A 9900-nucleotide genomic window follows, 5' to 3' on the forward strand; every position below is an offset into this window, starting at 1 on the left:
GGGGGGGGGGGCGTGGGGGGGTGGTGGGGGGGGGGGGGGGCGCCCGGGGGGGGGGGGGCGGGGGGGGGTCGGGGGTGGGGGGGGGCCGGGGGGGGGGGGGGGGTGCCGTCCGGGGTAGGCATGATTCATGGCGCCCTGTCCGGTGCTGCGTCGGCAGAAGGCACCGCGCGCCAACACATCACGTTTTACATCCCGGACGGCACCCCGCCCCCGGCTACGGCTACGGCTGGGGCTTCGGGGTCTTCGTCCAGGGCCAGCGGAGCTTCGGCTTCTCGCCCGTCGGGGCGAACGTGTACTTCCAGCCCTTCTGGAGGCCCAGGCGCTTCGTGTAGCCCGCCGGGACCCGTTCGTACAGCAGGACCGTCGGGGGGCAACCGTCGGGGGCGGGGACGGGGATCTCGTACCACTTCGGGGGGTGGCCGGTCGGGCCGAGGAGGATGGGGAGGACCCGGCCGTCCATCGGGCCGCCCTCGAACGGCGTCGGTTCGCTTCTCACCCCACCAGTGTCACAGCAGGTGGGCCGCCTCGGAGACCACCGGGATCACGCGCCGGGCGAGGACGCCGACGGGGCCGTCGGCCGACTCCAGGGCCAGGGCGGCCCGGGCGGCTGCGGCCGTTTCGGGGTCGGTGGCGGCGGTGGCGGTGAGGAGGGCGATGAACTGGTCCAGGAGCCAGTCGCGCAGCGGGCCGGCCTCGGGCTGCCTGCCCTCGTCGATCCAGATCAGCGAGGCGGCCTCGACCGCCGTGATCCAGGTGCGGACCATCATCCGCAGCCGCGGGCCCGGATCCGGGGTCCCGAGGTGGAAGAGGATCTGCTCGGCCGCCGCACGGCGGATCCCGTCGACCGTCGCCGTCGTGCGGGAGGTCTCCACGACGCTGCCGCCCTGGAGGAGTGCGGAGAAGCCGGTGTGGTGTTCGTCGACGAAGGCGAGGTAGCGGTCCAGGGCCCGGGAGAGCCGCTGGGTGAGCGGGCCCTGCTGGGGTTCGGCGAAGCAGAGTTCGAGGACGTCGGCGGCGGAGCGCAGGGCGGCCTCGTACAGCTGCTGCTTGCCGCCCGGGAAGTAGCGGTAGACGAGCGGGCGCGAGACCCCGGCGGCCTCCGCGACGTCGTCGAGGGAGACCTCCTCCGGGGCCCGGTGCGCGAACAGCGACAGGGCGGCGTCGAGGAGTTGGGCCCGCCGCTCCTCGACGCTCAGCCTGCGGTACGCGCGTACGGTCATGCACGCAGGGTAGACGACGCCCTTCAGGCCAGGAGGCCGGAGCTCTTCCACAGCCGGCGGCCCACACCGCGCAGCACGCCGATGTCGTCGAGGAAGTCGGTGAGCCGCTTGGCGCCGGCCTGCATGACCTCCCGGCGGTGGCCGCTGGCCCTGACCTGGGCGACGGCTTCGCGGCGGTCGAGGCCGATGTTGTCGTAGACCTGCGGGTTGACGAAGGCGAGGGAGAAGACGCGGGCGGCCTCGCCGCAGCTGATCCGGGTGAGTTCCTGCTCCCAGCGCGGGGCCGTCAGCATCTGGCGGCGCAGTTCCTCGCGGGCGTAGCGGACGTGCCGGGCCTCCTCGATGACGTGGATCCGGGTGACTCCGCGCACCAGGGGCTGGATCCGCTCGTCGGGGAAGGTCAGGCGCTGCATCCAGTCGAGGATCTCCTCGCCGAGGAGGGTGCAGGCGAAGGAACCGGGGGTGGTGGAGACCGTCTTGAGGACGCGGGCGAGGTTGTGGTTGACGCGGGAGACGGGGTAGGCCGGGGTGCCGCTCTCACGGATCATGCGGGCGAACATCATCGAGTGGCGGCACTCGTCGGCGATCTCGGTGAGCGCGTACCGGACGTGGTTGCTGGTCAGCGACTTGTCGTAGATGTGCCGGACCAGCAGCTGCATGAGGATGATCTCGAACCAGATGCCGAGCGAGCCGAGCGCGGCGGCCTCGTGGCGGGAGAGGTCGATGCGCTGCTCCTCCCCCATCTTCTTCCACAGGGGGGTGTCGTAGAGGGAGAGCAGCTCGGGCGGCCAGTAGTACTTGCCGTCGATCGGCGGGGCGCCCCAGTCGAGTTCGGTGTCGGGGTCGAAGGAGTGCTTGGCGGAGGATTCGAGCAGTCGTTCGGCGATCTGCTCGCGGTCCTTGAGCGGGCCGAGGGCGTCCCTCAGCGCGGCTCGTTCCGTCACTGTCGTCATGGCTTCGGGCACCTCGTGGTCGGGTTACCTGCGGTCACCTCTTATGAGACTGCCTGTCAGCAAGGTCGTCAATCCCCCGCGCACGACTTGTTGACCCCGCGTCTACCAACGTGTGACCCTGCCAACCACCGTGTCCCGCAAGGCAGTCGAGGAGGCGTCAGTGTCGACGCACGAGCTCTACACCAAGTCCCCGGGTGAGGACGTCTGGCAGATCCCCGCCTCCGGTTCGGCCCGCTTCAGCTGGGAGTACGCGGGGGGCCGCGAACGGCTCCTCGCGCTCTACCAGAAGGGCAAGGACAAGCAGTGGGACGGCGCCAAGCGCATCGACTGGGACATCGAGGTGGACCCGTACGACCCCCTCGGCACCCCCGACGAGATGCAGACGCTGTACGGCACGCGGCACTGGGCCAAGATGACCGACCGGGACAAGGGCGAACTGCGCCGGCACTACAGCGCCTGGAACTTCAGCCAGTTCCTGCACGGCGAACAGGGCGCGATGGTGTGCGCGGCGCGCATCGTGGAGTCGGTGCCGGACCTGGACGCGAAGTTCTACTCCGCCACCCAGACCATGGACGAGGCCCGGCACGCCGAGATCTTCGGGCGCTTCCTGCACGAGAAGGTCGGGATGCTCTACCCGGTCAACGACAGCCTCCAGGGGCTGCTGGGCGACACCCTGCGCGACTCCCGCTGGGACATGCCGTACCTGGGCATGCAGGTGCTGATCGAGGGGCTGGCGCTGGCCGCGTTCGGGATGATCCGCGATACGACGGACAAGCCGCTGCCCAAGCAGATCCTGGCGTACGTGATGCAGGACGAGGCCCGCCACGTGGCCTTCGGGCGGATGGCCCTGCGGGACTACTACAAGCAGCTCACGGACGCGGAACTGCGCGAGCGCGAGGAGTTCGTGATCGAGGGCTGCCACCTGATGCGCGACCGGCTGCGCGGGGTGGAGGTGCTGGAGAACTTCGGGATCCCGAAGCGGGAGGCGGAGGAGTTCAGCGAGCAGTCGGAGTTCCTGCACCTGTTCCGGAAGCTGCTGTTCAGCCGGATCGTGCCGTGCGTGAAGGACATCGGGCTGTGGGGCGAGCGACTCCAGAAGGCCTATCTGGAGATGGGCGTCTTCGACATGGGCGACTCGAACCTGGACCTGCTCATGACCCAGGACGAGGAGATCGCCGAGGCCCTCGACCGCGAGCGCTTCGCGGCCGAGGAGCGGGAGCGGGTGGCGGAGGTGGAGGCAACCATCCGGGAGGCGGCCGACGGGGAGGGCGCCGTGACGGGGTCCGTGGAGGAGGGGTCCGCCGGGGAGGGGTCTGGAGAGGCGGACGCCTGACGCAGGGCGCCTGACGCAGGGCTCCGGCCGTCGGGCTCCGGCCGTCGGGCGGGGCCAGACGGCCGGGCTAGGCGGCCGGGCCAGACGGCCGGGCTAGGCGGCCGGCCGGGCCGACAGGGCCGCCTGCATCACCGCGCGCGCGATCGGGGCCGCCGCGCCGTTGCCGCTGATGTCCCCGCGGACCGCCGACGCGTCCTCGACCACCACGGCCACCGCCACCGCCGGCTGCGGCGCGCCCTGGGCGCGGGCCCAGGAGATGAACCAGGCGTACGGGGTCCCCGCGTTGCCCACCCCGTGCTGGGCCGTGCCGGTCTTGCCGCCGACCACCGCCCCGGGGATCGCCGCGTTGCGCCCGGTGCCGTTCTCCACCACCTTCACCATCAGCTCCTGCATCAGCAGCGCGGTGGCCGGGCTCATCGCGCGGCCCATGGTGCGCTGGGCGGTGCGGCGGACCTGGGAGCCGTCGTCCTGGGTGGTGCGGTCCACCAGGTACGGGGTCTTGAGCTCGCCCCCGTTGGCCACCGCCGCGGCCACCATCGCCATCTGCAGCGGGGTCGCGGTGGTGTTGAACTGCCCGATCGAGGAGAGCGCGAGCTGGTCGGGGCTCATGTCGGTGTCGAAGTTCGAGCGGGACACCCAGGAGGGCACCCGCAGCCCCTCGTCGTTGAACCCGAACCGGTCCGCGGCCTCCGCCATCCGCCGCAGGCCGACCTGCACCCCGATCTTGGCCATCACCGTGTTGCAGGAGAACTGCACCGCCTCCGCCATGGAGGCGTCCTGGCAGCCCGTGCCCGCGTTCGGCAGCAGGGTGCTGGTGCCGGGGAGCGGGTACGGGTCGGGGGTCTGGGTCGGGGCGTCCACGTCGGTGACCACGCCCGCGTCGAGGGCCGCGGCCGCCGTCACGATCTTGAACGTGGAGCCGGGCGGGTAGGTCTCGCGCAGCGCCCGGTTCAGCATCGGCTTGGCGGGGTCCGCGTTCAGCCGCTGCCAGGCCGCCTTGACCTTCGTACCGGTGCCGGAGAGCCGGCCCGGGTCGTAGGAGGGGCTGCTGACCAGGGCCAGGATCCGGCCCGTCGCCGGCTCCACGGCGGCGACCGCGCCGCGCTTGCCGCCGAGTCCCCGGTACGCGGCCCGCTGCACGGCGGCGCGCAGGGTGGTGACGGCGTTCCCGCCGCCGGGGCGGCCGCGCGAGAGCTCGTACCAGAGGGGGAAGGCGGAGAGGCCCGGGTCGGTGCCGGAGAGGACGGGGTCCTCGGCGCGCTCGACGAAGCTGGTCCCGTACGTCTGGGAGGAGAAGCCGGTGACGGGCGCGTAGAGGGGGCCGTCGGCGTACGTGCGCTCGTAGCGCAGGAGCTGGCCGCTGTCGCGGGAGCCGGTGACGGGCTTGCCGTCGACCAGGATCTCCCCGCGCGGTTCGGCGTAGCGCTCGACGGCGGGCCGCTTGTTGGCCGGGTTCGCGCCGTAGGCGGCGGCCTCCCAGACCTGCACCCGGGCCACGTTGACCAGCAGGGCGGCGAGCAGCAGCGCGCAGAAGTACGCGCACCAGCGGATGTAGCGGATCAAGCGGCGGCCTCCTCGGCGGGGCGGGGGCGCCGGGCGTTGTCGCTGAGCCGGACCAGCAGCGCGACGATGATCCAGTTGGTGACGACGGAGGAGCCGCCCTGGGCGAGGAAGGGCATGGCCATGCCGGTGAGCGGGATCAGGCCGGTCACGCCGCCCGCGATGACGAAGACCTGCAGGGCGATGATCGAGGCGAGCCCGGTCGCGAGGAGCCGCCCGAAGGGGTCGCGCAGCGCGAGTCCGGCGCGGAAGCCCCGGGACACGAGGAGCCCGTAGAGGAGCAGGATCGCGGTGAGGCCGACGAGTCCGAGCTCCTCGCCGGCGGTGGCGAGGACGAAGTCCGACTTGGAGGCGAAGCCGATGAGGAAGGACTGGCCGTGGCCGAGGCCCGAGCCGAGGAGGCCGCCGGCGGCGAAGGCGAAGAGGGACTGGGCGAGCTGGCCGGGTCCGTCGCCGCGCTCGATGGAGGCGAAAGGATTCAGCCAGTCGTCCACGCGGGTGTGCACGTGCGGCTCGAAGGTCCCGACGGCGTAGGCGCCGAGGGCGGCCAGGACCAGCCCGATGGCGATCCAGCCGATCCGGCCGGTGGCCGTGAACAGCATGATCACGAAGAGGCCGAAGAAGAGCAGCGAGGTCCCGAGGTCCCGCTCCAGGACCAGCACGCCCACACTGAGCAGCCAGATCGCGAGGATCGGCCCGAGGACGCGGCCGGGGAGCAGGCGCAGCTTCCAGAAGATCCGGCGGCCGGTGAGGGCGAGGGCGGTGCGGTTCGCGGCGAGGTAGGCGGCGAAGAACACGGCGAACAGGATCTTGGCGAACTCCCCCGGCTGGAAGGACAGTCCCGCGAAGCGGATCCAGATGTGGGCGCCGTTGACGGCCGGGAAGAAGACGGGGACGAGCATCAGCGCGAGCGCGACGGTGACGGAGAGGTACGCGTACTTCTGGAGCGCGCGGTGGTCGCGCAGCCCGGCCACGGCCAGGACGAAGAGGGCCACCCCGAGCGCCGACCAGCGCAGCTGGGCGCCCGCGCCGCTCTCGCCGGGGGTGGCGAGGTCGAGCCGCTGGATCAGGACCAGGCCGAGGCCGTTGAGCAGCACCGCGATCGGGAGCAGGAGCGGGTCGGCGTACGGGGCCCGGAACCGGACGGCGAGGTGCGCGAACAGCGCGGCGACGGCCAGGCCCGCGGCGTAGCGGGCGGTGGGGCGGGGGGCGTGGCCGGTCGCCGCGAGGCCGACGTAGAGGTGGCCGAGCACGGAGATCAGGACCGCGCCGGCGAGCAGTGTCAGCTCGATGCCGCGGCGCCGGGCGGCGCGGGCATCGGGGGGCGGGGGCGGAGCGGGCTCCGTCACCTTCGCCGTCAGAGCGGTCATACGGGGAAACGTAGCAAGGCGGGGGCGAGTATGTCCGCTTATGTCATAGTGTGCCGAAGAGTCGTCAGAAACGGTCAGGAGTAGGGAGCCCCGGCTCATGGGACCAGTGGAATTCATCGTCCTCGCCTTCCCGGAGGAGCAGCTCCGGGTACCGGCCGTCGAGGCCGTGATGGGACTGCGCAAGACCGGGGTGGTCCGGCTGATCGACGGCCTCGTCACGACGAAGACGGCGGCGGGCGAGGTGACGGCGGCGGAGTTCGACGAGTACGTCGAGCTACGGGGCCTCCTGGCGGGCCGCGACGTGGCCCGGCTGATCGGGCCCGAGGACGTACGGGAGGCGGCGGAACTGCTGGACCGGGGCAGCTGCGCGCTGCTGCTGGTGGTCGAGCACGTGTGGGCGCAGGACGCGGCGCTGGCCGTACGGGCTGCGGGCGGGCGGATCGTGGGCTCGGTCCGCATCCCGGCGGAGCGGGTGGGGGTGGCGTGATGTTCATCCGGCCGGTGGGCGCGACGGTCTCGGCGGCGGTCCGCCCGGCGGGCCACCCGCTGCTACGGGGCCTGCTGCGGCGGGCGGCGGGCGCGGCGGAGTGGGCGACGGCTGAAAGCGCGGCGGAGGAACTGGAGGCGGCGCTGGAGGAGGAACCGTACGGGGAGTTCGGGGAGGAGCCGTTCGGGGAGTTCGCGGAGGAGGCGGGGGCGGAGGGGGCTGCGGAGGCGGAGCGAGCTGCGGAGGCGGAGGCTGCCCCCGCACCCCCACCCGCCTCCGGCACCACCCTGGTAGCGGAACTGACCCAACTCGCCGACCTGACCCGCCAGGGCCTCCTGACCCCGGAGGAGTTCACCACGGCGAAGCAGCGGCTGCTGCGGGGGTGACGGGACCCGAGCGGATCCGGATCAGAGAAGGTATGGGGCTTTCCCGTCCGTCTCATCGTCCTTCCGCGTCGGGCCGGTCCCTCAAGGGCGCTCCCTTCGGTCGCGTCGCTTCGCGATGGCCTACGGCCACCCTTGACCGACCGGCCCGCCACGGAAAAACGAAGACAGCCGGGAAACCCCCAAAAGAACGTTCACGGGGCAGGAGCCAAGAGGAGCGGCCCCGTCAGCGATGCCCGACCCCTCCCCTCCTGGGCGGGCCCGAGATCCGGGCCGACATCGCGGTCTCTCCGGACCGGGAGGGGCCTGACAACACCAGACAGCGCAAACACCGTCGCCAGACACCGCCAAGGGCGAGTACGCGGCAGGCCGCCACGCGTCAGCTTGCGGCGGACCGTTCCTTATCCAGCGCGAAGACCTCGTCGAAGACCTGCCGTGCCGCCTGCTGGGATTCGGGGGTCAGGGAGCCGCGTCGCTGCTCGTAGTCGGCCAGGTACTCGTCCAGAATCTGGCCCCGCAGCTCTCGCTTCCCGGTGCGCGGGCCGGGGGCAGCCGGGTAACGAGGGCTCACGACTGTTCCACCTCTGTCATGAGGAGACGGAGGGTCAGGGAGTGCTTTTCCGGCGGCAAGGCGTCCAGTGCCGTACGTGCGTAGGCAGTCCCGCCGGATACGTCGCCCGACCGGGCCAGCATCAGGCCCCGGTGCATCTCCAAGTGGGTCGCGAAGCGGGGAAGTGTGGAGGGAAGCCCGGCCCGCGCCGCTTCCTGCGCTGCGACGGCCGTTGCTTCGTCTCCGAGCCGGGCTGCAAGCAGGGAGGTGAAGACGTTGACCCGCCACCAGGGGACGGCGTAGTCCGAGGTCTGTTCGTGCGATCCAGCTTGATCGAAGACGCGCCGGCCATCGGTGAGCAGCCTCCGCGCCGTGGCGTGGTCGCCCCGGATCGCTGCCGCGTGCGCCTTGCCGAAGACGGCGTTCAGGAGTCCGAGCGACGGTCTGTCGCTGATGGCCATCGCCTGATCGGCCATCACGTCGGCCACGCCCAGGGCGGCCCCCTCGTACCCGAGAGCGATGGCGGCACGTCCCCGTACCCAGACGCGCGTGTCGTCGTCCCCGGATTCGTCGGCCGCGTTCGCTGCCATCCGGTACCAATGGACGGCCTTGGCCCCGTCCGAGCCCGGGAACGTCTTTGCGTACAAGGTCATCAGTCTGGCTGCGACGGACCACAACCGGCGATCGTCGAGTTGTTGTTGCACAGTGACCAGTTCCGCGCTGACTCGCCGCTGGATGTCGGCAGCGCCCAGGCTCATGTACTCGGTTCCGTACGTCGTCAGCTTGGCCTCCCAGGCGTCCACGGACGGCCCCCCGGACAGTCGCGCCGCGAACCCTGCACTGAGCAGGTCCGAGGCGACGACGGGGGCTATGGCGGCCCCGGCCAGGTCGGTAAGGAACTCGCGTCGGTCCACTTGACCTTCCAAGACAGCTAGCGGTACGTCGAGCGTGGCGGAAAGCGCGGCAAGGTAGAACGCGCCGGGCGTGACCTTGGAACGCTCCCAGTTGCTCACGTACTCCCGTGTCAGCGTCGTGCCGTACGCCGTGTTGACCGCTGACGCCAACCGCCCCTGGCTCCATCCACGAGCCGTGCGGAGATCCTTGATCAGCTCCCCGAGTCGCATGTCCCCAGCGTGCCACTGCGGATGCCACCGGGTAGGGCTGTTTCGCCCTGCTGACGCGGCTTGCCACTAGAGATCTCACTGGGCGGTGCCACTCATCCGGCGAGACGATCCACCCAGTGCTCGGATCCGAGGGGACGGCGGGATATGGCAATCAGCAACGCGACCGACGAACCCCAGTGGGAGTACGTGACCTACGCGCCGAGCGGCAACCGCTGTTCCGTCTGCAAGGAGCCGATCAAGCCCCTTGAACCCGTGCGCCGGGGACGTACGGACTGCTCGCCCGGACCGCCCGCCGTGACCTATCGGCACACCGACGAATGTGCCGGTCAGGTCGTGACCGCGTGATGGACATGCAGACCTGGCGGGACGCGCACACACGGGCCACGGACGCCCGTGAAGCCCTCGTGGCCGCCCTGGCCGCCCTCGATCTCCCCGATTCGGCATGGCACACCGTGCGCCCTGTCGTGACCCACACCGGGACCCCTTACGTCCACCTGGGAATGATCCGGGCGGACGTGATCGAACAGGTGGCTGAGGCCCTTCGGCTGCCGTCCGTCTCCGGGCACATCCCAGCCCCAGACGCGCGTCGGACGCCGGGCAAAGAGGAGCATGGAGCGATCTGACGCGTCTGTCCGCTGCTGAGGGGTTTCTGAGCGCTGTTTCGTGCGGGTAAGGCCCCTCCCGTTCCGGAGAGACCGCGATGTCGGCCCGGATCTCGGCCCACCCTGGCGCGGAGACGCCTCGGGCGTCGCTGACGGGGCCGCTCCTCTTCGCTCCTGCCCCGTGAACGTTCTTTTGGGGGTTTCCCGGCTGTCTTCGTTTTTCCGTGGCGGGACGGTCTGTCAAGGGTGGCCGAAGGCCATCGCGAAGCGACGCGACGAAGGAGCGCCCTTGACAGGCCGTCCCGACGCGGAAGGACG

11 protein-coding genes are annotated in these 9900 nt (G+C 71.4%); 4 read left to right on the forward strand and 7 right to left on the reverse strand.

Features of this window, described 5'->3' with window-relative positions; translation table 11 throughout:
• Positions 1-220 precede the first annotated feature (220 nt).
• The 3 genes from ACFV0Q_RS31880 to ACFV0Q_RS31890 are packed head-to-tail and all read right to left on the reverse strand — an operon-like array spanning position 221 to position 2173.
• The gene (locus tag ACFV0Q_RS31880) at positions 221-496 is read right to left on the reverse strand and encodes a hypothetical protein (protein ID WP_385010052.1); all 276 of its coding nucleotides are present in this window, start codon (positions 494-496) and stop codon (positions 221-223) included.
• Between the two features lie 10 nt (positions 497-506).
• Positions 507-1220, reverse strand: a complete 714-nt coding sequence (locus tag ACFV0Q_RS31885) for a TetR/AcrR family transcriptional regulator (protein ID WP_385010054.1) — start codon at positions 1218-1220, stop codon at positions 507-509.
• A gap of 23 nt (positions 1221-1243) precedes the next feature.
• Positions 1244-2173, reverse strand: a complete 930-nt coding sequence (locus tag ACFV0Q_RS31890) for a diiron oxygenase (RefSeq protein WP_385010056.1) — start codon at positions 2171-2173, stop codon at positions 1244-1246.
• 160 nt (positions 2174-2333) lie between these two features.
• On the opposite strand from ACFV0Q_RS31890, the gene ACFV0Q_RS31895 reads away from it, so the two are divergent.
• A complete protein-coding gene (locus ACFV0Q_RS31895) occupies positions 2334-3506 on the forward strand; it encodes a ferritin-like domain-containing protein (protein WP_385010058.1) in 1173 nt (390 codons plus the stop codon).
• 93 nt (positions 3507-3599) lie between these two features.
• Here the strand turns inward: ACFV0Q_RS31895 and ACFV0Q_RS31900 are convergent, their stop codons facing one another.
• On the reverse strand, positions 3600-5069 hold the full coding sequence (locus tag ACFV0Q_RS31900) for a penicillin-binding transpeptidase domain-containing protein (RefSeq protein ID WP_385010060.1): 1470 nt from the start codon (positions 5067-5069) through the stop codon (positions 3600-3602).
• Complete coding sequence (locus tag ACFV0Q_RS31905; RefSeq protein WP_385010061.1) at positions 5066-6436, reverse strand: FtsW/RodA/SpoVE family cell cycle protein; 1371 nt, start codon at positions 6434-6436, stop codon at positions 5066-5068. Before ACFV0Q_RS31905 ends, ACFV0Q_RS31900 begins: the two co-directional genes overlap by 4 nt.
• Positions 6437-6533: 97 nt before the next feature.
• Here ACFV0Q_RS31905 and ACFV0Q_RS31910 point away from each other — a divergent pair, with 97 nt between their 5' ends.
• Positions 6534-6923 carry a DUF6325 family protein gene (locus ACFV0Q_RS31910; protein WP_385010063.1) on the forward strand — a complete coding sequence of 130 codons (390 nt, stop codon included), beginning with the start codon at positions 6534-6536 and terminating at the stop codon, positions 6921-6923.
• Positions 6923-7309, forward strand: a complete 387-nt coding sequence (locus ACFV0Q_RS31915) for an SHOCT domain-containing protein (RefSeq protein WP_385010065.1) — start codon at positions 6923-6925, stop codon at positions 7307-7309. Before ACFV0Q_RS31910 ends, ACFV0Q_RS31915 begins: the two co-directional genes overlap by 1 nt.
• 376 nt (positions 7310-7685) lie before the next feature.
• On the opposite strand, the gene ACFV0Q_RS31920 is transcribed toward ACFV0Q_RS31915, so the two are convergent.
• Together ACFV0Q_RS31920 and ACFV0Q_RS31925 are read right to left on the reverse strand one after the other, a co-directional pair.
• The gene (locus ACFV0Q_RS31920) at positions 7686-7877 is read right to left on the reverse strand and encodes a hypothetical protein (protein WP_385010066.1); all 192 of its coding nucleotides are present in this window, start codon (positions 7875-7877) and stop codon (positions 7686-7688) included.
• Complete coding sequence (locus tag ACFV0Q_RS31925) at positions 7874-8980, reverse strand: helix-turn-helix domain-containing protein (RefSeq protein ID WP_385010068.1); 1107 nt, start codon at positions 8978-8980, stop codon at positions 7874-7876. The genes ACFV0Q_RS31920 and ACFV0Q_RS31925 overlap by 4 nt, the downstream gene beginning before the upstream one ends.
• Positions 8981-9124: 144 nt before the next feature.
• On the opposite strand from ACFV0Q_RS31925, the gene ACFV0Q_RS31930 reads away from it, so the two are divergent.
• The gene (locus ACFV0Q_RS31930; RefSeq protein WP_385010069.1) at positions 9125-9325 is read left to right on the forward strand and encodes a hypothetical protein; all 201 of its coding nucleotides are present in this window, start codon (positions 9125-9127) and stop codon (positions 9323-9325) included.
• The last annotated feature ends 575 nt before the right edge of the window (positions 9326-9900 follow it).

The organism is Streptomyces sp. NPDC059564 (assembly GCF_042735575.1).
Classification (GTDB): domain Bacteria; phylum Actinomycetota; class Actinomycetes; order Streptomycetales; family Streptomycetaceae; genus Streptomyces.

Excerpts from the sequence above, each read along its gene's own strand:
- ACFV0Q_RS31885 (WP_385010054.1), bottom strand. The coding sequence starts at position 1,220 with ATGACCGTACGCGCGTACCGCAGGCTGAGCGTCGAGGAGCGGCGGGCC.
- ACFV0Q_RS31890 (WP_385010056.1), bottom strand. The coding sequence starts at position 2,173 with ATGACGACAGTGACGGAACGAGCCGCGCTGAGGGACGCCCTCGGCCCG.
- ACFV0Q_RS31905 (WP_385010061.1), bottom strand. The coding sequence starts at position 6,436 with ATGACCGCTCTGACGGCGAAGGTGACGGAGCCCGCTCCGCCCCCGCCC.
- ACFV0Q_RS31910 (WP_385010063.1), top strand. The coding sequence starts at position 6,534 with ATGGGACCAGTGGAATTCATCGTCCTCGCCTTCCCGGAGGAGCAGCTC.
- ACFV0Q_RS31915 (WP_385010065.1), top strand. The coding sequence starts at position 6,923 with ATGTTCATCCGGCCGGTGGGCGCGACGGTCTCGGCGGCGGTCCGCCCG.
- ACFV0Q_RS31925 (WP_385010068.1), bottom strand. The coding sequence starts at position 8,980 with ATGCGACTCGGGGAGCTGATCAAGGATCTCCGCACGGCTCGTGGATGG.
- ACFV0Q_RS31930 (WP_385010069.1), top strand. The coding sequence starts at position 9,125 with ATGGCAATCAGCAACGCGACCGACGAACCCCAGTGGGAGTACGTGACC.